21 protein-coding genes are annotated in these 20,720 nt (G+C 70.9%); 3 read left to right on the top strand and 18 right to left on the bottom strand.

The genetic code is table 11. The features are described 5' to 3' along the window. Positions 1-52: 52 nt before the first annotated feature. Positions 53-1,603: a DUF1800 domain-containing protein gene (locus tag DFR41_RS20195; RefSeq protein WP_114804061.1), complete on the bottom strand. Its 1,551-nt coding sequence runs from the start codon at positions 1,601-1,603 to the stop codon at positions 53-55. Positions 1,604-1,859: 256 nt separating this feature from the next. Between DFR41_RS20195 and opgC the strand changes: the two genes are divergently transcribed. Beyond that, entirely contained in the window at positions 1,860-3,008 is a 1,149-nt protein-coding gene (gene opgC / locus DFR41_RS20190; protein WP_114804060.1) for an OpgC domain-containing protein, read from the top strand. Here the strand turns inward: opgC and DFR41_RS20185 are convergent. The 4 genes from DFR41_RS20185 to aroC all read right to left on the bottom strand — a co-directional run bounded on the left by DFR41_RS20185 (position 2,962) and on the right by aroC (position 7,265). Beyond that, positions 2,962-3,633, bottom strand: coding sequence for a DsbA family oxidoreductase (locus DFR41_RS20185; RefSeq protein WP_017757611.1), 672 nt, complete (start codon positions 3,631-3,633; stop codon positions 2,962-2,964). The two genes, opgC and DFR41_RS20185, sit on opposite strands and share 47 nt — an antisense overlap. An 85-nt stretch (positions 3,634-3,718) precedes the next feature. Then, the gene (locus tag DFR41_RS20180) at positions 3,719-4,945 is read right to left on the bottom strand and encodes an MFS transporter (protein WP_114804059.1); all 1,227 of its coding nucleotides are present in this window, start codon (positions 4,943-4,945) and stop codon (positions 3,719-3,721) included. Then, a complete protein-coding gene (locus DFR41_RS20175; RefSeq protein ID WP_017761630.1) occupies positions 4,942-6,129 on the bottom strand; it encodes an MFS transporter in 1,188 nt (395 codons plus the stop codon). Before DFR41_RS20175 ends, DFR41_RS20180 begins: the two co-directional genes overlap by 4 nt. Further along, entirely contained in the window at positions 6,129-7,265 is a 1,137-nt protein-coding gene (gene aroC, locus DFR41_RS20170) for a chorismate synthase (protein WP_017761629.1), read from the bottom strand. Before aroC ends, DFR41_RS20175 begins: the two co-directional genes overlap by 1 nt. A gap of 101 nt (positions 7,266-7,366) precedes the next feature. On the opposite strand from aroC, the gene DFR41_RS20165 reads away from it, so the two are divergent. Beyond that, positions 7,367-7,789, top strand: coding sequence for a cupin domain-containing protein (locus tag DFR41_RS20165; protein WP_017761628.1), 423 nt, complete (start codon positions 7,367-7,369; stop codon positions 7,787-7,789). 58 nt (positions 7,790-7,847) lie between these two features. Here the strand turns inward: DFR41_RS20165 and DFR41_RS20160 are convergent, their stop codons facing one another. From DFR41_RS20160 to DFR41_RS20100, 13 genes are all read right to left on the bottom strand, one after another. After that, complete coding sequence (locus DFR41_RS20160) at positions 7,848-8,639, bottom strand: ABC transporter ATP-binding protein (RefSeq protein ID WP_114804058.1); 792 nt, start codon at positions 8,637-8,639, stop codon at positions 7,848-7,850. Then, positions 8,636-10,498, bottom strand: coding sequence for a branched-chain amino acid ABC transporter ATP-binding protein/permease (locus tag DFR41_RS20155; protein ID WP_114804057.1), 1,863 nt, complete (start codon positions 10,496-10,498; stop codon positions 8,636-8,638). The genes DFR41_RS20160 and DFR41_RS20155 overlap by 4 nt, the downstream gene beginning before the upstream one ends. Then, positions 10,495-11,523, bottom strand: a complete 1,029-nt coding sequence (locus DFR41_RS20150) for a branched-chain amino acid ABC transporter permease (protein ID WP_114804056.1) — start codon at positions 11,521-11,523, stop codon at positions 10,495-10,497. Before DFR41_RS20150 ends, DFR41_RS20155 begins: the two co-directional genes overlap by 4 nt. A 5-nt stretch (positions 11,524-11,528) precedes the next feature. Then, the gene (locus tag DFR41_RS20145; protein WP_114804055.1) at positions 11,529-12,677 is read right to left on the bottom strand and encodes an ABC transporter substrate-binding protein; all 1,149 of its coding nucleotides are present in this window, start codon (positions 12,675-12,677) and stop codon (positions 11,529-11,531) included. 82 nt (positions 12,678-12,759) lie between these two features. Then, complete coding sequence (locus DFR41_RS20140) at positions 12,760-13,431, bottom strand: TetR/AcrR family transcriptional regulator (protein WP_114804054.1); 672 nt, start codon at positions 13,429-13,431, stop codon at positions 12,760-12,762. Positions 13,432-13,445: 14 nt separating this feature from the next. Further along, positions 13,446-14,537: a 1,2-phenylacetyl-CoA epoxidase subunit PaaE gene (gene paaE, locus DFR41_RS20135; RefSeq protein ID WP_017757499.1), complete on the bottom strand. Its 1,092-nt coding sequence runs from the start codon at positions 14,535-14,537 to the stop codon at positions 13,446-13,448. Then, entirely contained in the window at positions 14,534-15,076 is a 543-nt protein-coding gene (gene paaD / locus DFR41_RS20130) for a 1,2-phenylacetyl-CoA epoxidase subunit PaaD (protein WP_114804053.1), read from the bottom strand. Before paaD ends, paaE begins: the two co-directional genes overlap by 4 nt. Before the next feature lie 5 nt (positions 15,077-15,081). After that, positions 15,082-15,870, bottom strand: a complete 789-nt coding sequence (gene paaC, locus DFR41_RS20125) for a 1,2-phenylacetyl-CoA epoxidase subunit PaaC (protein WP_114804052.1) — start codon at positions 15,868-15,870, stop codon at positions 15,082-15,084. A 20-nt stretch (positions 15,871-15,890) separates the two neighbouring features. Beyond that, a complete protein-coding gene (gene paaB, locus DFR41_RS20120; protein WP_114804145.1) occupies positions 15,891-16,202 on the bottom strand; it encodes a 1,2-phenylacetyl-CoA epoxidase subunit PaaB in 312 nt (103 codons plus the stop codon). A gap of 59 nt (positions 16,203-16,261) precedes the next feature. Next, positions 16,262-17,272, bottom strand: coding sequence for a 1,2-phenylacetyl-CoA epoxidase subunit PaaA (gene paaA, locus DFR41_RS20115; protein ID WP_114804051.1), 1,011 nt, complete (start codon positions 17,270-17,272; stop codon positions 16,262-16,264). A 46-nt stretch (positions 17,273-17,318) separates the two neighbouring features. Next, the gene (gene paaK / locus DFR41_RS20110) at positions 17,319-18,635 is read right to left on the bottom strand and encodes a phenylacetate--CoA ligase PaaK (RefSeq protein ID WP_017761001.1); all 1,317 of its coding nucleotides are present in this window, start codon (positions 18,633-18,635) and stop codon (positions 17,319-17,321) included. Positions 18,636-18,661: 26 nt separating this feature from the next. Continuing rightward, positions 18,662-19,102: a hydroxyphenylacetyl-CoA thioesterase PaaI gene (gene paaI / locus DFR41_RS20105; protein ID WP_017761000.1), complete on the bottom strand. Its 441-nt coding sequence runs from the start codon at positions 19,100-19,102 to the stop codon at positions 18,662-18,664. Between the two features lie 7 nt (positions 19,103-19,109). Beyond that, positions 19,110-19,907 carry an enoyl-CoA hydratase-related protein gene (locus tag DFR41_RS20100; RefSeq protein ID WP_114804050.1) on the bottom strand — a complete coding sequence of 266 codons (798 nt, stop codon included), beginning with the start codon at positions 19,905-19,907 and terminating at the stop codon, positions 19,110-19,112. 166 nt (positions 19,908-20,073) lie between these two features. Between DFR41_RS20100 and paaY the strand changes: the two genes are divergently transcribed. Then, entirely contained in the window at positions 20,074-20,676 is a 603-nt protein-coding gene (gene paaY / locus DFR41_RS20095; RefSeq protein ID WP_114804049.1) for a phenylacetic acid degradation protein PaaY, read from the top strand. Positions 20,677-20,720 lie beyond the last annotated feature (44 nt).

Genomic DNA, 20,720 nt, shown 5'->3' with positions numbered 1-20,720 from the left:
CAGGGCGTCCCGGCCGCTGCCAAACGCGGCACGGCATGCGGTACGGGTCGGTTCATCGGTACATCCGTTCCGGTGACGCGAGCAGGTAGGTGTTCCAGTCCTGCACGGACGCCGCCTTCGCCAGCGCCTGCCGGGTCGCGGCGCCCAGCGTGGGTTCGATGCGGCGCACGGCCTCGGCCTGGGCCATCGCGGGATAGGGAGGCTTCTCCAGCGGCGCGCGCGGCTCGGCGCGGAACAGCACCGCGCCGTTGCTGCCCAGCGAGCGCGCGACGTCGAAGCGCGCATTCATCTGGCCGGCGCTGGCCCACTCCTGCTGCCGCAGGGGATAGCCGTCGGGCGTGTCGTGCGCGTGGGGCGCCTCGCCCAGGCGGTTGACCCAACCCATCAGCGGCCCGATGTCGCTGGCCACCCGATCACCGTAGGCCAGCCGCACGCTGCCGATGGCGTACTGCAGCGGATCGCGGAACTTGCGGCCCAGCGAGGCCGTGAATTCGGGCGAGCCCAGCATGGTGCGCACGACGGCGGCGATGTCGCCATCGGTGCGCTCGAAGGTGCGGGTCATGCGCTCGACCAGGGCGGGCGGCGGATCGTCCGCGACGAAGTAGGTGGCCAGCTTGCGCGAGATGTGCCGGGCCGTGGCCGGCGCGCGGGCCAGCCGGTCCAGGGCCTCGTCGACCTCCGCCAGGCCGCTGGCATGCAGGGGCGCGCCCAGCAGCGTCTTGGGGTTGCGGTCGTGGCGGGCGGGGTTGAACTCGAAGACGCCGCGGCGCACCCACTGCCCGGCCAGCGCCGGCGGCAGGCGGGGCGGCGGCGCATCCAGCGGCTGCAGGTTGGTGCCCAGGCCGGTGAGCACGCGCGCCATCTCCTGCACATCGCCCTGGGTGTAGCCGCCATCCACGCCGAGCGTGTGCAGCTCCATCATCTCGCGCGCCAGGTTCTCGTTGATGCGACCGGCGGCGTTCTGCGGGTTGTCCAGGTACACCAGCATGGCCGGGTGCAGCTCGACCGCACCGAGCAGGTCGCGGAACCGGCCCAGCGCATGCGGCCGGATGGCGCTGTCCTCGTAGTCGGCGAGCAGCGCCGGGGCCTTGCGCACGCTTACGTAGAAATGGTTTGCCCAAAACCAACTCATCACCTCGCGCAACTGGTCAGGGCTATAGAGGGCGCGCAACAGGAAACGCTGCTGGGCTTCACGGCCAGCTTGGCCGAGCGCTTGCAACCAAGCCTGGCCGGCAGCTTTTCGCGCGTCATCGTCAGTGATCGCGACCGCAGCACGTCTCTGCGCCTCCAACCTCAGCGCCAGGGCACCGCCCGGCTCGACGCTGATGCTCATGGCGTCGATCTTCTGCTGGGCCGCGGGCGGCAGCGGCGCGCCCGCGACATCCGGACGCAGCTGGTCATCGACCCAGCGGGCCAAGCCCAGGCGGTCGACCTGGGCCACGGTATCGCTGCTGACGCCCCAGCTCAGGCGATCGATCCAGGCGAGCTGGGCGACAGGCGCCGAAGGCACCGACAGGGAGCGGCCGGGCGACGCGCAGCCCCACAGCAGTACGGCGGCACACAGCGCCGCGCCACAGGCACGAAGACGGGGAAAGCGCTGCATGGGATCTCCTGACGAGGTGGCCTGCACGATGCCGGATCAACCCGCGCGATGCCGCTGGCGTTGACGCGCGGCCACCGCAACAAATGTAAAGATCTGGGAACAGGCGAACCTGACTGGCCGGCACTCCTCACACACAGGCAGTCCCGTCTCGGCGAGCGGTGGCGCGCGCCCCATGTCCTACACCGGCCGGGGGCCCTGGCGCACCGCGGCCCGACCACGGCCTTGCGATGCTCGCCGCCTTTCAACCGGATCCACCATGCGCCGCCTCTGGGAAATCGACGCGCTGCGCGGGCTGATGCTCGTGCTGATGACCGTCACGCACCTGCCGTCGCGGCTCACCGACCCGCTGGGCCAGCCCTTCGGCTTCGTCTCGGCGGCCGAGGGTTTCGTGCTGCTGTCGGCCTTCGTGTGCGGTCTGGTGTACGGCGGCATCGGCCACCAGAAGGGCGTGGCGGCCATGCGGCAGGCCTTCTGGCGGCGCGCGGTGACGGTCTATCTGTGCCAGGCGGCGCTGCTGCTGTTCCTCTTCTTCGTGATCGCGGGGCTGGGCCTGCGCGCCGATCAGCCGGCGGTGCACGAACGGGTGCGCTACTTCATCGCCTATCCGCACCAGGCCTTCGTCTGGGCACTGGCGCTGGTGCACGAGCCGGCCCTGCTCGACATCCTGCCCATGTACATCCTGTTCATGCTGGCCAGCCCCTGGGTCATGGCCTACGGCATGCGCCATGGCTGGAAGCGGCCGCTGATGGTGAGCGCCGGGCTCTGGCTGCTGGCGCAGTTCGGCTTCACCAACCTTCTGTACCGCGCGGCGCAGGCACTGCTCGGCATTCCGGTGCCCATCGACGAGACGGGCTCCTTCGATTCGCTGGCCTGGCAGTTCCTGTGGTTCGCGGGCCTGTGGCTGGGCTGCAGCCGGCACGATGCGGTGCCGCCGAGGCTGGAGTTCCCGGCCGGCGTCGTGCGCGCGGCCGTGGGCACGGTCATCGTGGTGATGCTGTGGCGCCACCTGGGCCCAACCGGCCAGGCGCCCTTCGGCAGCCACGATGCGCTCAACGAGTGGTTCGACAAGTGGCGACTCGCGCCGCTGCGCCTGCTGAACCTGGTGGCCATCGGCATCGTGGTGCTCCGCTTCGGACCCACCTGGCTCCGCCATCTTCCCCGACCGCGCGTGCTGGAGACACTGGGCAGTGCCTCGCTTTCCGTGTTCTGCGCCCACCTGGTCGCGGTCTTCGCGGTGCTGGTCGTGTGGGGTGGCGACTTCCACGTCCGGCCCTGGTGGGGCGATGCGCTGATGCTGGGCGCGGTCTTCGGCGTCCTCTATGGGGTGGCAGTCGGCGTGGCCCGGTGGGAGGCGCGGGTCAAGCCTCCATCACGGAAGAAGGCTGCGCGCCCGCAATCTGCCTGAGCGCCCGCTCGAACACCTCGGGCGGCTGGCCGCCGGAGATCAGGTGCTGCCGGTTGAGGATGATGGCCGGCACCGAATGGATGCCCGCCTGGGTGAACATGCGTTCGGTCGCACGCACCTCGTCGGTGAATTCGTCGCTGGCCAGGATGGCCCGGGCACGCTCGGCGTCGAGGCCCGCCTCGGCCGCCAGCCGCACCAGCAGTTCATGATCGGCCGGGCTCAGGCCGTCGAGGAAGTAGGCCTTGAACAGCGCCTTCTTCAAGGCCAGCTGCTTGTCCGAGCCTTCCAGCTCGGCCCAGTGCAGCAGGCGATGGGCATCGAAGGTGTTCCACACCCGCTTGCGCATGTCGAGGTTGAAGGGAAAGCCCACCGCCTCGCCGCGCTGGCGCAGCACCTCGCCGTTGGCGCGCACCTGCGACTCGTCGATGCCGTACTTGCGCTTCAGGTGTTCGATGGAGTCCTCGCCCTCGGGCACCATGTCCGGGTTGAGCTCGAAGGGCTGGAAGTGCAGGTCGACCTGGACGTCGGGCGCCACGCGTTCCATGGCAGTCTGGAGCGAGGCCAGGCCGACGGCGCACCAGGGGCAGGACACATCGGAGACGAAATCGATACGCAGGGTGTTCATGCGCGCATTCTGCGTTCGGCCGGCGACACCTGCATCGCCGAGGCCTTTGGACCGCGAACCCCGTAGACGCCAGCTGCTCGAGACGTCAGCCGCGCCGGGCGCGCTGCAGCCGCGGCAGCCAGCCGTAGGCGATGCCCACCAACGCCAGCCCCGCCAGCAGCAGCGGCAGCACCATCGGCCAGGCGCCGGCCGAGTAGCGCGCATCCACGAAGAGCGCCGCCGTCTGCCCCGCGCAGAAGGCCACCAGCATCATCAGGAAGCCCGACCACGACACGGCCCGTCCCGCCAGGTGCGGCAGGTCGCCCACCGCGCCGGCCTGGCCGCAGGGCTGATGGATGCCGTGGCCCATCACATACACCGCATGCCCGGCCAGCAGCGGCAGGGGCGAATGCGGCAGCAGCAGGCAGCCCAGCGCCTGGATGCTCGCGCCCGTCAGGCTGAGCACCGAGCCGATCTGCACCGTGCGCACCGGCCCGACCCGGGCCAGCAGCCGCCGGCACAGCAGCGTGCTGCTGATGTAGACGACGGAGCCGCCCGCCGGCACCCAGCCGTACATGACCGGCGACATGCCAAGGTAGCCGATGTAGACCATGGGCGACAGCAGCAGGAAGCAGAACAGCCCGCCATAGGTGCAGGCCGCCAGCGAGGCCCACGCGCGGAAAGGCCGGTTGCGCCAGACCTCCCGCGCGCTGCCGCGGGGCGCGGAGGCATCGGGTGCGTCCAGGGCGCCGGCCAGCATCGGCCGGTGCGTCTCGGCGAAGGAATGCCAGCACAGCCCGAGCAGCACCAGCGCATAGACCGCCATGCCCACCAGCACCCAGCGCCAGCCAAGCGCCTGCACGCCCCAGGCGCCCAGCAGCGGCGACATCAGCGCCACCACGCCGAGGCCCGTCAGCCCGCGGGCCATCACCTGCGGCCCTTGATGGGCGGGGTACAGGTCGCGCACTGCCGCCCGCGAGCACACGAGGATGGCGGCCATGGCGAAGCCCTGCACCGCCCGGCCGGCCGCCAGCAGCAGCACGCTGCCCGCCAGCGCGCAGCCCAGGGCCGCGACGGCATAGGCGCCCAGGCCCGCCAGCAGCACCGGCCGCCGGCCGAAGCGGTCGGCCAGCGGGCCGCACAGCAATTGCGCCACGCCGAAGGCCAGGATGAAGACCGTCAGGCTGCTGCTGGCCGAGCCCAGGTCGCGCGCGATCTCGGGCAGCGCGGGCAGGTAGCTGTCGGTGGCCACCGGCTGCGCGGCCAGCAGCAGCGGCAGCAGCATGGCGAAGGCGATGCCGCGGCGCGGGCGATCCGGGGCAGCGTCACTCATGCCCGGCCCTCCTCGACCTTCGCGCGCCACGCGCACAGGCTGCCGATGACCGCCAGGGCCGTCGCCGCCCAGAACATGACCACGTAGCCCAGTTGCTGCGCCACCGCCCCGCCGGCCAGCATGCCCAGCACGCCGCCCAGGCCGTAGCCGATGACGGTGAACAGCGCCTGGCCGCGTCCGCGAAGGCGCCCCGGGAAGTGCTCCGTCACCATCGCGATGCAGGTGGTGTGGTGCGCCGCAAAGCTCAGGGCATGCAGCATCTGCCCCAGCACCAGCGCCCAGACCCATTGGCCCAGCCCGGCGGTCAGCCCCATGCGCAGCACCGCGGCCACGCCGCACAGCAACAGCCACTGCGGCATGCGCAGCCGCCGCACCACCCGGCCCTGCAGCCCAAACCAAGCCACTTCGGCAGCCACCGACAGCGCCCAGAGCGCGCCGATGGCCGCCTTGTCATAGCCGATCGAATCGAGGTAGAGCGAGAAGAAGCCGTAGATGGCGAAGTGCGCCGTGACATGGAAGAACAGCGAGGCGAAGAACCAGCGCACCACCGGCCGCTGAAGCACCGGCCCGACCGGCTCGTGCACTCCGCCGCGGACAGCCACGGGCTCGCGGTGATCGGGCAGCCTGAGCGTGGCGAAGAGCACCAGCCCCAGCGTGACCAACGCCCAACCCGGGAAGTGCCCCATGCCGAAGCGGTCGAACCAGGCCCCGGCCAGGAAGACGGTGACCAGGAAGCCCGCCGAGCCGCACAGCCGGATGCGTCCATAGCGGCCCCAGTCGCCCGCCACCAGGTGCGCCAGCGCCGCCTCGGTGAGCGACATCATCGAGCTGGTGTGGGTGAACATGACCAGCAGCACCAGCGCGATCCACCAGTGCCCGCCGTTCCACCACAGGCCCAGCGAGCCCACCAGCGCCACGGCGGCGCTGATGCGCAGCAACTTGACCCGCTCGCCCGTGCGGTCCGACAGCGTGCCCCAGGCATAGGGCGCGAACACCCGGGTGAAGGACTGCACCGAGGTCAGCAGGCTGATGGTGAAGATCGGCAACCCCAGGCTCTGCAGCCACAGGGGCAGGTAGGGGTTGAAGAAGCCGATGTGGGCAAAATAGCTGGCCGACAGCCCCGCGAAGGCGAGCAGCGGACGCCGGCTGGCGGCGGCAGAGGGCGTGGTGGCCGGGTCGGCCACTACAGGAAGGAGGCCTGCAGGCCCTCCGGTCGGTCGGCCCGGGCCTTGTCGCCGCGCACCACAGGAAAGGCCGCGCCCGGCTCGCCGCACTGGGCGCGCTGGCGCAAGGCGTGTTCCATCACCACCAGCGCCAGCATGGCCTCGGCGATGGGCGTGGCGCGGATGCCCACGCACGGATCGTGGCGGCCCTTGGTCACCACCTCGACCGGCCGGCCGTCCACGTCCACGGAAGTGCGGGGCGTGGTGATCGAGCTGGTCGGCTTGATGGCGATGGCCACCTCCAGGTCCTGCCCGGTGCTGATGCCGCCCAGCACGCCGCCCGCGTTGTTGCTGTCGAAGCCGTCGGGCCGCATGGCGTCGCCGTGCATGCTGCCGCGCTGCGTCACGCTGGCGAAGCCGGCGCCGATCTCCACGCCCTTGACGGCGTTGATGCCCATCATGGCGTAGGCGATGTCGGCATCGAGCTTGTCGAACAGCGGCTGGCCCAGGCCGGCAGGCATGCCGGTGGCCACCACGCGCAGGCGGGCGCCGCAGGAGTCCTGCGCCTTGCGCAGCGCGTCCATGTAGGCCTCCAGGGCCGACACGTCGGCCACGGGCGCGAAGAAGGGGTTGTTGGGCACGTGGTCCCAGCTCTCGAAGCCGATCACCTGCTCGCCGATCTGCGTCATGCAGCCGCGGAACTCGGTGCCGTACTGCTCGCGCAGCCACTTCTTGGCCACCGCGCCGGCCGCCACCATCGGCGCCGTGAGGCGGGCCGACGAACGGCCGCCCCCGCGCGGGTCACGGATGCCGTATTTCTTGAAGTAGCTGAAGTCGGCATGGCCCGGGCGGAACTGGCGGGCGATCTCGCCGTAGTCCTTGCTGCGCTGGTCGGTGTTCTGGATCAGCAGCGCGATGGGCGTGCCGGTGGTCCTGCCTTCGTACACGCCGGAGAGGATCTGCACCGCATCGGGCTCGTTGCGCTGGGTGACGTGCCGGCTGGTGCCGGGGCGCCGGCGGTCCAGGTCGGGCTGGATGTCCGCCTCCGAAAGGGCCATGCCGGGCGGGCAGCCGTCGATGACGCAGCCGATCGCGGGGCCGTGGGATTCGCCGAAGTTGGTCACCGCGAACAGGGTGCCGAAGGTGTTGCCGCTCATAGGCGGGCGATTATCGGTGCGTGCCGATACCGGGGCGTCCTGCTGCGGGAACGCTTTATGCATGTTGCAGCGCAGCACCCCCCCAGGAAGGAGCGCGCCCCATGTTGGATCGAACCACCACGGAGTTCTCGCACGTCAAGCCCGGCGACACCGACTACAAGTCGGGCGGGTTGCGGGACTTTTTCCTCTACCGGGACCTCGGCATCGCCGCGGCCACCCATGGCAAGGTGATCGCGCACCTGGTCAAGGCCAACATGGCGCCCGAGACGGGCACCGGCTGGCACCGGCACGAGGCGGACTTCCAGATCGTCATCATGGTCAAGGGCTGGGCCCGCTTCATGTACGAGGACAAGGAGACGCTGGTGGAGGCCGGCGACGTGGTGCACCAGCGCCCGGGCATCCGCCACTACCTGTTCGACTACTCGCCAGACATGGAATACCTGGAGATCGTCTCGCCGGCCGACTTCAAGAGCGTGGACGTCGAGCCCGTCTGCGAAGTACCGGCGCCCACCCCCTGGAAGTAGCCGCGGCTGCCGACACGTGGTCGGCGAGCAATAAGCAGAGGCCTCAGGGCCGGCCAGCTCATGCCACCCGTTGCCCCAGCCCGAGGTAGGTGTCGATGATGCGGCGGTCGTGCAGCAATTCGGCAGCCGGGCCTTGCAGCGCCACGCGGCCGGTCTCCAGCACATAGCCGCGGTCGGCCACCTGCAGGGCGGCGCGCGCGTTCTGCTCCACCAGCAGCACCGACACGCCCTGCGTTCGCAGCGCGCCCACCACCTGTAGCACCTCGCGCACGATCAGGGGCGCCAGGCCCAGCGAAGGCTCGTCCAGCATCAGTAGCCGGGGACGTGCCATCAGGGCGCGGCCGATGGCGAGCATCTGGCGCTCGCCGCCGGAAAGCGTGCTGGCCCATTGGGTCCGCCGCTCCTGCAGCCGCGGAAAGATGGCGAACACCTCGGCCATGCGGGCGCGCTGGTCCCGGCGGCCCGTGCGCCAGCGGTAGAAGCCGCCGAGCAGCAGGTTGTCCTCGACCGACATCTCGCCGAAGAGCTCACGCCGCTCGGGCACCAGCGCCACGCCGCGCGCCACCATGGCCTCGACGCTGGGCCGGGCGATCACCTCGCCGCCCAGCCGCAGCCGGCCGCGCGACGGCAGCAGCCCCATGGCCGCCGCCAGCAGCGTGGTCTTGCCCGCCCCGTTGGGGCCGATGACGGTGACGATCTCGCCCTCGTCGATGTGCAGGGCCACGCCGTGCACGGCCTCGACGGCACCGTAGGCGACGTGGAAGTCCTCCAGCGCCAGCACGGGCCGGGCGGCGCCGGGCCGCGCCTCGACCGGGGCGGCGTCGCTGGCGGCAGCCAGACGGGCGCTCATGCGGCCGGCTCCAGCACCGCGGCGGCCGCGGTGGCCGAGGTCGGTGGCGCGGCCGGTTCCGCCCCGCCCAGGTAGGCATCCAGCACGCGCGGATTGCGCTGCACCGCGTCCGGCGTTCCCTCGGCGATCACGGTGCCGAACTCCAGCACCGTCACGCGGTCGGCCAGGTTCATCACGAACTCCATGTCATGTTCCACCACCAGGATGCCCAGCCCCTCGCCGCGCAGCTGCGCCAGCAGGCCGGCCAGGGCCTGCTTCTCCAGGTGGCGCAGGCCGGCGGCGGGCTCGTCCAGCAGCAGCGCCACCGGGTTGCCCGCCAGGGCGCGTGCGATCTCGACCACCCGCTGCTGGCCCAGCGCCAGCGAGGCCGCCGGCCGGTCGGCGAAGGCACCCAGGCCGCAGCGCTCGATCTGCCGGCGGGCCTCGACCAGCAGGGCCGCCTCTTCGGCACGGTCCAGCCGCAGCATCGCGGCCCACCAGCCGCGCCGGCCGCGCAGGTGCGCACCCAGCGCCACGTTCTCGAGCACGCTGCGCTCCCCCAGCAGGCGCACATGCTGGAAGGTGCGGCCCAGCCCGCGGGCCGCGAACTCGCGCGAGGGCCGGCCCTGCATGGGCGTATCCAGCAGGCGCACCTCGCCCTCGGTCGGGTCGTCCACGCCCGACACCATGTTGAAGAAGGTGCTCTTGCCCGCGCCATTGGGGCCGATCAGCGCATGAACCTCGCCGGCCCGCAGCGTCAGGTCGACGGCACTGTTGGCGACCAGGCCGCCGAAGCGCTTGGTGACGGCACGCGCCTCCAACAGCAGCGCGCCCGCCGGCTGCATGGCCCGCGCCGGCAATGCGCAAGGCGGCACCCCGCGGCGCCCTTCGCGCTCGGGCCGGAGCCAGCGTCCGCTCCACCGCGCCACCGTGGGCCACAGGCCTTCGGCGAAGCGCTGCAGCACCAGCACCATCAGCAGGCCGAAGACGATCTGCTCGAAGTTGCCGCTGGCGCCCAGCAGCCGGGGCAGCCAGTCCTGCAACTGCTCCTTGAGCAGCGTGATGAGCATGGCGCCCAGCACAGCGCCCCACAGATGACCTGCGCCGCCGACCACGGCCATGAACAGGTATTCGATGCCCACGTTCAGGCCGAAAGGCGTCGGATTGACGAAGCGCTGCATGTGCGCATAGAGCCAGCCCGACAGCGCCGCGAGCAGCGCCGCCAGCACGAAGACCCGGGCACGCTGCCGCGCCGTGTCCACGCCCATCGATTCCGCCATCAACCGGCCCGACTTGAGCGCGCGGATGGCGCGCCCCTCCCGCGAGTCGAGCAGGTTGTGCAGCGCCCACAGGGTCAGCAGCAGCACCGTCCAGATCACCGGCCCCAGCACCCGCGGCGAGGCCAGCGAGATACCGAAGACGCTGAGCGCCGGCAGACCGGTGATGCCCGTCTGCCCGCCCAGCGCCTGCAGGTTGCCGAACAGGTAGTACAGCCCCAGCCCCCAGGCGATGGTGCACAGCGGGAGGTAATGGCCCGAGAGCTTGACGGTGATGCCGCCCAGCGCCCAGGCCAGCACGAAGGTGAGCGCGAGCCCGAGCGCCAGCCCCACCCAGGGCCACAGCGGCGGCGGCAGCGCCGAGAGCGCCGCGGCGGCCGTGGGCGACGTGCAGACCCAGGCCGTGGCATAAGCGCCGATGGCCACGAAGGCCGCCTGCCCAAAGGAGGTCATGCCGCCCACGCCGGTGAGCATGACCAGCCCGGCCGCCACCAGCGCGTACAGCCCGATGTAGCTGAACACCGTGGCGGTGAACTCGGGCAGCAGCGGCCAGGCCACGGCCAGCGCCGCGACGAAGAGCAGCATGAGTTGCCGGCGGGTCATTCCTCGTCCTCCACATGGCGGCTGCGCAGCGAACGCCACCACAGCACCGGAATGATCAGCGTGAACACCAGCACCTCCTTGAAGGCGCTGGCCCAGAAGGAGGAGAAGGCCTCCAGCTGGCCCACGATCAGCGCCCCCGCCAGCGCCAGCGGGTAGCTCGCGAGCCCGCCGACGATGGCGGCCACGAAGCCCTTGAGGCCGATCAGGAAGCCGGTGTCGTAGTAGACGGTGGTCAGCGGTGCCACCAGCAGGCCGCCCACGGCGCCGATCAGCGCCGCCATCGCAAAGCTCAGGTCGCCCGACAGATCGGCGGGAATGCCCATGAGCCGCGCACCCACACGGTTCATGGCCACGGCGCGCAGCGCCTTGCCCACGATGGAGCGTTCGAAGAACACGAACATCAGCACCACCAGCAGCACCGCCACCCCCACCACCACGAGTGACTGCCCGGCCACCGTCACGCCGCCCCAGTCGAAGCGGGTCTCCGAGAAGGCCGGCGTGCGCGATCCCTCGGCGCCGAAGAACAGCAGGCCCAGGCCCACCAGCACACCATGCAACGCCACGGACACGATCAGCAGGATCAGCACGCTCGCCCGCGCCAACGGCCGGTACGCCAGGCGGTAGAGCAGCGGGCCGAGCGGCGCGACCACCAGCAGCGTCGCCAGCGACTGGCCCCACAGCGAAGCCGGTCGCCACAGCAGCACCACGGCGCAGGCCAGCAGCGGCAGCACCACCGTCCAGGCCAGCGTCGCCCGCCATTCCACGACCGCGCCGCGCCGGGCACGCCAGAGCTCCAGCAGCAGCACCGCCACGGCCAGCACCAGCAGCAGCCACAGGGTGCCCGGCACCTTGCCGGTGCCGAGCGCCGCCATCGACAGCGCGCCGAAGGCCACCAGCTCGCCCTGCGGAATGAAGATGACGCGCGTGACCGAGAACACCAGCACCAGCGCAAGCGCCATCAGCGCATAGATGGCGCCGTTGACGATGCCGTCCTGGCCCAGCAGCAGGGCGATCTGGAGGTCCATGCCGTTCAGGGCAGGTACTTCCAGGTGCCGTTCTGAATGGTCACCATCACCCGGGCGCGGTTGTCGAGGCCGAGGTGGTCGGTGGGCGTCATGCTGAAGACGCCATGCGCGCCGGGCACTTCCTTGATCTGCTCCAGCGCGTCGCGCAGCGCGGCACGGAACTCGGGCGTGCCCGGCTGCGCTTTCTTGAGCGCCTCGGGCACGGCGGCCTGCAGCATCAGGCCGGCATCCCACGCATGGCCGCCGAAGGCCGCTGTAGTGCCCTTGCCGTGGGCCGCCTCGTAGGCGGACACATAGGCCATGGCCGACTTCTTGACCGGGTTGCTGTCGGGCAGTTGCTCGGCCACCAGCATGGGCCCCGCGGGCAGGATGGTGCCTTCCACGTCCTTGCCGCCCACGCGCAGGAAGTCGGCATTGGCCACGCCATGCGTCTGGTAGACCTTGCCCTTGTAGCCGCGCTCGGCCAGCGTCTTCTGCGGCAGCGCGGCCGGCGTGCCCGAGCCGGCGATCAGCACGGCCTCCGGATTGGCGGACATGAGCTTGAGCGCCTGGCCCGTCACGGAGGTGTCGGTGCGCGCATAGCGCTCGTTGGCCGCCAGCTTGATGCCCTTGGCGGCAGCGGCCTTGGAGAAGACCTCGTACCAGCCCTCGCCATAGGCGTCGGAGAAGCCGATGAAGCCGACCGACTTCACGCCCCGGGCCGCCATGTGCTCGGCGATGGCCTGCGCCATCATGTCGTCGTTCTGCGGGGTCTTGAAGACCCACTTCTTCTTGTCGTCCATGGGCGAGATGATCCGGGCCGACGCCGCCAGGCTGATCATCGGCACGCGCGCCTCGGCGGCCACGTCGATCATGGCCAGCGAGTTGGGCGTGACGCTGGAGCCGACGATCACGTCGGCCTTGTTGTCGGCGATCAGCTTACGGGTGTTGTTGACCGCGGTGGTGGTGTCGCTGGCATCGTCGAGCACCACGTAGTTGACCTTCTGCCCGCCGATGGTCTTGGGCATGAGGGCGATGGTGTTCTTCTGCGGAATGCCCAACGAGGCCGCGGGGCCCGTGGTCGACAGCGTGACGCCCACCGTCAGGTCGGCCCACGACAGGCTGGCCGCGCAGGCCAGCGCGGCGGCGGCGAGCGCCTGGATCTTGAACTTCATGGCTTGTCTCCTTCTGTACTTTCTCGGTCTGGCAGAAAACGCCGGGGCGCGTCGCCCCGCGGCGTGCGAAAGGTGCCGCCGGTCAGCCGGTCGGCGCCGGATCGGTGTCGGAATCGGAATCGGCAATGGGAACGTCCACCGGCCGACGCGCCGCGTCGGGCAGGCGCACCGCCGACAGCCCGCCCAGGAACAGGTCGGCCACCACGGGCGCCATGTCCTCGTAGTCCAGCGGCCCATCGGGCTTCATCCAGGTGAACATCCAGTTGATCATTCCGAACAGCAGCATGGTCAGCGGCATGCCCATCAGCGTGTCCTGCAGGTCGGGCCGCAAGGCCGCCACGGCACGCGCAAAACCGCGCACCACGGCGCGCTCCTTGTCGAGCACGCGCTGGCGGTCTTCGGGCTCCAGGAAGCGCACGTCCTCGGTGAGCACGCGGTGGGCGCTCTGCGCGGTGGCGTACTCGCGCACCAGCCGCAGGATCAGCTCGCGCATGCGGGCCTCGGGCGGCATCTCGCCGGCCCACACCTCCGAGACGATGGCATCGAGCCGGCTCACATGGGCCTCGGCGATGCTCACCAGCAGCGTGTACTTGTCCTTGTAGTAGTGGTAGAGCGTGGGCTTGGACAGGCCGCAGGCCTCGGCCACCTGGTTCATCGAGGTGGCGGGATAGCCCCGCCGCGCGAACAGCAGCCCGGCCTGCGCCAGGATGGTCTCGCGTTGTTCGTCGTAGCCTGCTGCGCGTCCTCGTGCCATCCCTGCGTTTCCCGTCAACGTTCGTCGAACGAGAGTACCACCCGGTCGGTGGTGGGATGGGCCTGGCAGGTGAGCACGAAGCCCGCCTGCACCTCGGCCTTGTCGAGCGCGAAGTTGCGTTCCATGCGCACCGCGCCTTCGAGCACCTTGGCGCGGCAGGTGCCGCACACGCCCGAGGTGCACGAATACGGCACCTCCACACCGGCCGCTGCCGCGCAGTCGAGGATGCTGGGCTGGTCACGGCGGAACTCGATCTCGCGCGAGAGCCCATCGCGCACGATGACCACCCTTGCCTGCTCGGCATCGCCCGGCAGCGCCTCGTGCATCACGGCGCCGACGGCTCCGGGGACGGCGGCCGGCTGGGCGATGCCGAAGCGCTCCACATGGATCGCCGACTCCGGCACGCCGGCCGCGCGCAATGCCGCCTCGGCCTCGTCGTTCATCTGGTAGGGCCCGCAGATGTAGGCATGGTCGATGGACCAGGCCGGCACCAGCGCACGCAGGAAGTCGCCCACCTTCTCGCGGTCGAGCACGCCGCTGTTGATGGGCGCGTCGGTGTGCTCGTCCGAGAACACGTGGTGCAGCACCAGCCGGCTCAGGTGCCGGTTCTTGAGGTCCTCCAGCTCTTCCTTGAACATGGTGGAGCGCAACTGCCGGTTGCCGTAGATCAGCGTGAAGCGGCTGCCGGGCTCGCGCGCCAGCACGGTCTTCATGATCGACAGGATGGGCGTGATGCCGCTGCCGCCAGCGACGCCCAGGTGGTGCCGGCGCTCCTCGGGCGCCAGCGGAACGAAGAAGCGGCCCTGCGGCGCCATGACGGCAATCTCGTCGCCGGGCCGCAGCTGGGCGTTGATCCAGTTGGAGAACACACCGCCGCGCACCTTGCGCACGCCCACGCGGAGCACGCCATCGTCCACGCCGGCACAGATCGAGTACGAACGCCGCAGGTCCTGCCCGTCGATCTGCTTGCGCAGGGTGAGGTACTGGCCCTGGGTGAAGCCGAAGGTCTGGCGCAGCTCGGGCGGCACATCGAAGCTGACGATCACCGCCTCGGCGGTATCGGGCTCCACGGTCCGCACGCGCAGGGAATGGAACAGGGGCGTCATAGCGGCTTGAAATGCTCGAAGGGTTCGCGACAGGCGATGCAGCGGTAGAGCGCCTTGCACGCGGTGGCGCCGAAGGCGGACAGCCGCTCGGTCTCGGGGCTGCCGCAGCGCGGACAGGCGACCATGGGCGGCGCGCCACGGCGCCCCACCAGCCGCACCGGCACGCCCTGCCCCGCTGCCACCGGGCCCGGCGGCGCGATGCCGTATTCGCGCAGCTTTCGGCGGCCGTCCTCGCTGATCCAGTCCGTGGTCCAGGCCGGCGCGCGGCGCAACACGGTCTGCACCGGCCCCAGGCCGGCGGCCTCGATCGCATCTCGCACGCTCTGCGCGATCACCTCCGTGGCAGGACAGCCGGAATAGGTCGGCGTCAGCACCACGGTCAGGCCGTCGGCGTCGACGCGAATCTCGCGCACCAGGCCCAGGTCGCACACCGACAGCGCCGGCACCTCCGGGTCGGGCACGTCGGCCAGCACAGCCCAGGCACGCGCCATGCGCGCGGCCTGTTGCGACACCGAAGCCGGCGTGGGCACGGCCGCCATCGCGCTCACCACACGCCTCCGGGATAGGCCCGCTGCAGTTGCTGCATCTCGGCCAGGATGTAGCCCATGTGCTCGCTGTGCACGCCGCGCTTGCCGGTGCTGACGAAGGCCGTGTGCGCGGGCATGGGCAGCGAGGCCTCGGCCAGCACCTCGGCCATCGCGGCCTCCCAGTCGGGGCGCAGCGCGCTCCAGCGCGGGCCCAGGCCGCTGGCGGCGGCGGCCTCGTCCACCGCGTCGTCGGCGAAGAGTTCGGCGGCATAGGGCCACAGCCGCTCCAGCGCGGCCACCATGCGCCGGCGCGACTCTGCCGTGCCGTCGCCCAGCCGCACCACCCAGTCGGCGGCATGCTGCTGGTGGTAGCGGGCCTCCTTCACGGCCTTGCCGGCGATGGCGGCCAGCTCGGTGTCGGTGGAGTCCTGCAGCCGCGTCCACAGCAGGTGGAAGAAGGTGGCGGCCATGGTGTTGCGCAACACGGTGAGCGCGAAGTCGCCGGGCCGGCCCGGGCCGTTGGGCAGTTCCACCAGCGTCACGTTGCGGTAGTCGCGCTCCTCGCGCAGGAAGGCGAGCTGGTCCTCGTCATGGCCGCAGCCCTCGACGGCACCGGCGTGGCTCAGAACAGCGCGGGCCTGGCCGATCAGGTCCAGCGCCATGTTGGCCAGGGCGATGTCCTCTTCCAGCACCGGCGCGTGGCCGGCCCATTCGCCCAGCCGCTGGCCGAGGACGAGGGCGGTGTCGCCGATGCGCAGCAGGTACTGCAGCGGCGCGTCCTGGGCGATCTCGATGGAGGCTTGCATGTGGTGTCTCCCGTCGGTGCTCACATGTGGTCCACCGCGCCGGGCAGCGTGTAGAAGGTGGGATGGCGGTAGACCTTGTCCTCCATCGGGTCGAAGTACATGTCCTTGTCGCCCGGGTCGCTGGCCACGATCTGGTCGGCCCGGACCACCCACACGCTGGTGCCCTCCTGCCGGCGCGTGTACACGTCGCGCGCCAGCTGGATGGCCATGCGCGCATCGGCGGCATGCAGGCTGCCGCAGTGCTTGTGGTCCAGGCCGGCCTTGGTGCGCACGAAGACCTCCCACAGCGGCCACTCGGCGCGGGGCGGTTGCGCCCGGCTTGCGTTGCCCACGGGTCTGGCTTCGGTTTCGCCTGCGATGCGGTCGCCCTTCGCGTCGGGGGTGTGCTCGCTCATGCGGCCTCCTTGAATCGCTCTTCCTGCTTGCGGGCATGGGCCAGTGCGGCTTCGCGCACCCAGGCGCCCTCCTCCCAGGCCTTCACGCGGGCGGCCAGGCGCTCGCGGTTGCAGGGGCCGTCCCCGGCGATGACGCGCCAGAACTCGGCCCAGTCGATGGCACCGAAGTCGTGGTGCTGGCGCGCCTCGTTCCACTTCAGCGCGGGGTCGGGCAGGGTCACGCCCAGGACGCGGGCCTGCTCGACGGCGGCGTCGACGAACTTCTGCCGCAGCTCGTCGTTGGAGACCCGCTTGATGCCCCAGCGCATGGACTGCGCCGTGTTGGGGCTCTGGTCGTCAGGCGGGCCGAACATCATCACCGAGGGCCACCACCAGCGATCGACGGCGTCCTGCACCATGGCCTTCTGCGACTCGGTGCCCTGCTGCATCATGGTCAGCAGGCTTTCGAAGCCCTGGCGCTGGTGGAAGCTCTCCTCCCGGCAGATGCGCACCATGGCGCGGGCATAGGGCGCATAGGAGCAGCGGCAGATGGGCACCTGGTTCATGATGGCCGCGCCGTCCACCAGCCAGCCGATGGCGCCGACGTCGGCCCAGGTGAGCGTGGGGTAGTTGAAGATCGAGCTGTACTTGGCCTTGCCACTGTGCAGCGCCTCCAGCATCTGGTCGCGCGAGGTGCCCAGCGTCTCGGCCGCGGCATACAGGTACAGGCCGTGGCCCCCCTCGTCCTGCACCTTGGCCAGCAGGATGGCCTTGCGCTTGAGCGTGGGTGCGCGGGTGATCCAGTTGCCCTCGGGCAGCATGCCGACGATCTCGGAATGCGCATGCTGGCTGATCTGGCGCACCAGCGTCCGGCGGTAGTGTTCGGGCATCCAGTCCTTGGCCTCGATGAAGGCGCCGTCGTCGATGCGGGCATCGAAGCGGGCCTCCAGCAGGGCTTCCTGGGCCGAGCGCACGGGCTTGCGGGCGTCGGCGTCCTTGCCGGCGGTGTCCATGGCCTGGGTGTACATGGGGCGGTCCTTCCTGTGGGTGAGGTGGGGGCGGGGCGACGGCGGGTCAGCGCGCCTTGGCGCGTTCGTCGAAGACGCGGCGCGCCTTGCCGGTGAGCGTGCGCTCGATGCCGTCGGGCGGCAGCACGGCGACGGTGGTGCTGATGCCGATCAGCGTCTTGATGCGGTGCTGCACCCAGCCGGCCACCTCCGCCGCACTCGCGGCGGCCGCGGCCTCGGGCTGCAGCTCGCAGCGCACCTCCACCGTGTCCAGGTGGCCATCCCGGCGCACCACCAGCTGGTACTGGCCGGAGAGCTGCGGGTGCTGCAGCACGATCTCCTCCACCTGCGTGGGAAAGACATTGACGCCACGGATGATCAGCATGTCGTCGCTGCGGCCGACGATCTTGCCCATGCGCCGGAAGGCGCGGGCGGTGGGCGGCAGCAGCCGGGTGAGGTCGCGCGTGCGGTAGCGCACGATGGGCAGGGCCTCCTTGGTGAGCGTGGTGAAGACCAGCTCGCCCTCCTCGCCGTCGGGCAGCACCTCGCCGGTCTCGGGGTCGATGATCTCGGGATAGAAGTGGTCTTCCCAGATCACCGGGCCGTCCTTCGACTCGATGCATTCGCTGGCCACGCCCGGGCCCATGACCTCGGACAGGCCGTAGATGTCCACCGCGTCGATGCCGGCACGGCCCTCGATCTCGCGGCGCATGGCCTCGGTCCACGGCTCGGCGCCGAAGATGCCGACCCTGAGCGAGCAGTCGCGCGCGTCCAGGCCCTGGCGCGCGAACTCCTCGACGATCACCTGCATGTAGCTGGGCGTGACCATGATGATCGACGGCTTCAGGTCGCGGATCATCTGCACCTGCTTCTCGGTCTGCCCGCCCGACATGGGAATGGCGGTGCAGCCCAGCCGCTCCACCCCGTAGTGCGCCCCCAGGCCGCCGGTGAACAGGCCGTAGCCGTAGGCCACGTGGATCAGGTCGCCGGCCCGGCCGCCCGCGGCGCGGATGGAGCGTGCCACCAGGTCGGCCCAGCGGTCGATGTCGCCGGCGGTGTAGCCCACCACCGTGGGCTTGCCCGTGGTGCCCGACGAGGCATGGATGCGCGCCAGCCGCTCGCGCGGCACGGCCAGCATGCCGAAGGGATAGTTGTCGCGCAGGTCGCTCTTGACGGTGAAAGGGAACTTCGACAGGTCGGACAGCTGCCGCAGGTCCGAGGGATGCACGCCCCGTTCGTCGAAGGCGCGCCGATAGTGCGGCACGTTCTCGTAGGCGTTCTCCAGCGTGGCGCGCAGGCGCTGCAGCTGCAGCGCGGCGATCTCGTCGCGGCTGGCGGTCTCGATGGGTTCCAGGTCGCCGGGGGCCGGCTGCTTGACGGGCATGGGTCGTCTCCTTGCGGGCAAATCGGTCAGCGCGGCACCGCGGGCCGGCCGCGGGCGGTGTAGGAGCGGCCGCGGAACACCGCCACGCGCTCGCCGCGCTGGTTGGTCACGACCACGTCGTACACGCCGGTGCGACCGGTCTTCGAGACCTCGGTGCACCTCGCCTCCAGCCGGTCGCCCAGGCGCGCGGGCGCGACGAAGTCCACGCCGAAGCCCGAGGCCACGGTGAGTTCGTCATAGGCATTGCAGGCGTAGGCGAAGGCGGTGTCGGCCAGCGTGGCGATCAGGCCGCCGTGGCAGATGTCGTGGCCGTTGAGCATGTCCTCGCGCACGCTCATGGCGGCCGTGGCTGCGCCGGGCGCAATGGCGGCGATGGCAATGCCCAGCGCATGCAGGGCCCGATCGTTGGCGGCCATGCCGTTGCGCACGGCGTCGGCGATCTGCTGGGGTGTAGAGGACGCGACCATGGCGGCTTCAGCGGTCGGTGAACTGCGGGGCACGGCGCGCGCCGAAGGCGGCCACGCCTTCCTGGTAGTCGTGGGCACGACCGAGATCGCCCTGCATGCGGGCCTCCTGCGCCAGGGCGGCCTCCAGATCCAGCGCCTGCGCCGCATCGAAGGCCGTGCGCGTGGCGACCAGGGCCTTCACCGGCATGGCGGCCAGCCGGCGGGCCAGTTGCTGCGCCTCTTCGGCCAGGGCGGCATCGTCGACCACGCGCCAGATCAGGCCGAGGCGCTCGGCTTCCTCGGCCGGCAGCTTGTCGCCCAGCAGGCCCAGGCCCAGCGCGCGCGCACGGCCCACCAGCCTCGGCAGCAGCCAGGTGCCACCCGTGTCGGGCACCAGGCCGATCTTGGCAAAGGCCTGGATGAAGCTGGCCGAGCGCGCCGCCAGGACAAGGTCCGCACACAGCGCGAGGTTGGCGCCGGCGCCCGCGGCCACGCCGTTGACCGCAGCCACCACCGGCACCGGCATGCTGCGCAGGCGCAGCACCAGCGGGCGGTAGAAGCGGTGGATGACGTCGCCCAAGTCCTTGGCCGCACCGCCCGGCTCGGGGGCCACGGCGGGATCGGCCAGGTCCTGGCCGGCGCAGAAGCCGCGGCCGGCGCCGGTGAGCACCAGCGCGCGAACGCCGGCATCCGCCGCAGCGCGCTCCAGCGCGTCCATGAGCGCGTGGTGCATGGCCTGGGTGAAGCTGTTGAGCGCAGAGGGGCGGTTGAGCGTCAGGGTGCGCACGGCATCGGCCGTGCTCTCGATCACCAGGGCGTCGGACATGGGGCGTCTCCGGGATTGTTCGGGGGTCGTTTCGCCGAATTACTTTCGACCGACCGGTCGGCTTATCTTAAGATTGCCGCGCTGTTTGACGCAAGTCAGCACACCCCGAGAAAACCCGTGTCAGCGCCGTGCCGTTCGGTGCTGCGCCCGAAGGAGACCTTGCGCAATGCCCTGCTATGCCATCGAAGGCGTGGTGCCCGTCGTGGACCCGAGCGCCTATGTGCATCCCACCGCCGTGCTGATCGGCGACGTCCACGTCGGCCCGGGCTGCTATGTCGGACCGGCGGCCTGCCTGCGCGGCGACTTCGGCCGTGTGGTGCTGGAGGCCGGCTCCAACGTGCAGGACACCTGCGTGATCCACGGCTTTCCGGAGCGGGACACGGTGGTGCGCGAGAACGGCCACATCGGCCACGGCGCCGTGCTTCACAGCTGCGTGATCGGCCGCGATGCGCTGGTGGGCATGAATGCCGTGGTGATGGACGAGGCCGTGGTCGGCGAGCGCACCATCGTGGCCGCCTGCGCATTCGTGCCCGCGGGCATGCAGATCCCCGATGCCAGCCTGGTGGCCGGCGTGCCCGCACGCGTCAAGCGACCGCTGACCGAGCAGGAGATCGCCTGGAAGCACGACGGCACCCTCACCTACCAGGACCTCACCCGCCGCTGCCTGGCCACGATGGAAGAGGTCGCGCCGCTGGCCCGGGCCGAGGCCGGCCGGCCGCGCCTGAAGGCCCCGGACGTGCAGCCACTCATTGCCACCCGCCGCGGCTGAACCGCAGCGTCCATCCACCCATTCGCAACCACTCCAGGAGACCC

It is taken from the genome of Pseudacidovorax intermedius (assembly GCF_003350475.1).
In the GTDB taxonomy this organism is placed as follows: Bacteria; Pseudomonadota; Gammaproteobacteria; order Burkholderiales; family Burkholderiaceae_C; genus Xenophilus; species Xenophilus intermedius.
The sequence above is the reverse complement of the archived record's forward strand: the minus strand, read 5'-3'. Positions and strand labels throughout refer to the sequence as shown.

Coding starts and splice junctions, on each gene's coding strand:
- DFR41_RS20185 (WP_017757611.1), bottom strand. CDS start 3,633: ATGAACACCCTGCGTATCGATTTCGTCTCCGATGTGTCCTGCCCCTGG.
- opgC (WP_114804060.1), top strand. CDS start 1,860: ATGCGCCGCCTCTGGGAAATCGACGCGCTGCGCGGGCTGATGCTCGTG.
- paaC (WP_114804052.1), bottom strand. CDS start 15,870: ATGCAAGCCTCCATCGAGATCGCCCAGGACGCGCCGCTGCAGTACCTG.
- DFR41_RS20150 (WP_114804056.1), bottom strand. CDS start 11,523: ATGGACCTCCAGATCGCCCTGCTGCTGGGCCAGGACGGCATCGTCAAC.
- DFR41_RS20180 (WP_114804059.1), bottom strand. CDS start 4,945: ATGAGTGACGCTGCCCCGGATCGCCCGCGCCGCGGCATCGCCTTCGCC.
- aroC (WP_017761629.1), bottom strand. CDS start 7,265: ATGAGCGGCAACACCTTCGGCACCCTGTTCGCGGTGACCAACTTCGGC.
- DFR41_RS20165 (WP_017761628.1), top strand. CDS start 7,367: ATGTTGGATCGAACCACCACGGAGTTCTCGCACGTCAAGCCCGGCGAC.
- DFR41_RS20100 (WP_114804050.1), bottom strand. CDS start 19,907: ATGTCCGACGCCCTGGTGATCGAGAGCACGGCCGATGCCGTGCGCACC.
- DFR41_RS20145 (WP_114804055.1), bottom strand. CDS start 12,677: ATGAAGTTCAAGATCCAGGCGCTCGCCGCCGCCGCGCTGGCCTGCGCG.
- DFR41_RS20155 (WP_114804057.1), bottom strand. CDS start 10,498: ATGACCCGCCGGCAACTCATGCTGCTCTTCGTCGCGGCGCTGGCCGTG.
- DFR41_RS20195 (WP_114804061.1), bottom strand. CDS start 1,603: ATGCAGCGCTTTCCCCGTCTTCGTGCCTGTGGCGCGGCGCTGTGTGCC.
- paaY (WP_114804049.1), top strand. CDS start 20,074: ATGCCCTGCTATGCCATCGAAGGCGTGGTGCCCGTCGTGGACCCGAGC.
- paaD (WP_114804053.1), bottom strand. CDS start 15,076: ATGGCGGCCGTGCCCACGCCGGCTTCGGTGTCGCAACAGGCCGCGCGC.
- paaA (WP_114804051.1), bottom strand. CDS start 17,272: ATGTACACCCAGGCCATGGACACCGCCGGCAAGGACGCCGACGCCCGC.
- DFR41_RS20140 (WP_114804054.1), bottom strand. CDS start 13,431: ATGGCACGAGGACGCGCAGCAGGCTACGACGAACAACGCGAGACCATC.
- paaK (WP_017761001.1), bottom strand. CDS start 18,635: ATGCCCGTCAAGCAGCCGGCCCCCGGCGACCTGGAACCCATCGAGACC.
- paaI (WP_017761000.1), bottom strand. CDS start 19,102: ATGGTCGCGTCCTCTACACCCCAGCAGATCGCCGACGCCGTGCGCAAC.
- DFR41_RS20160 (WP_114804058.1), bottom strand. CDS start 8,639: ATGAGCGCCCGTCTGGCTGCCGCCAGCGACGCCGCCCCGGTCGAGGCG.
- paaE (WP_017757499.1), bottom strand. CDS start 14,537: ATGACGCCCCTGTTCCATTCCCTGCGCGTGCGGACCGTGGAGCCCGAT.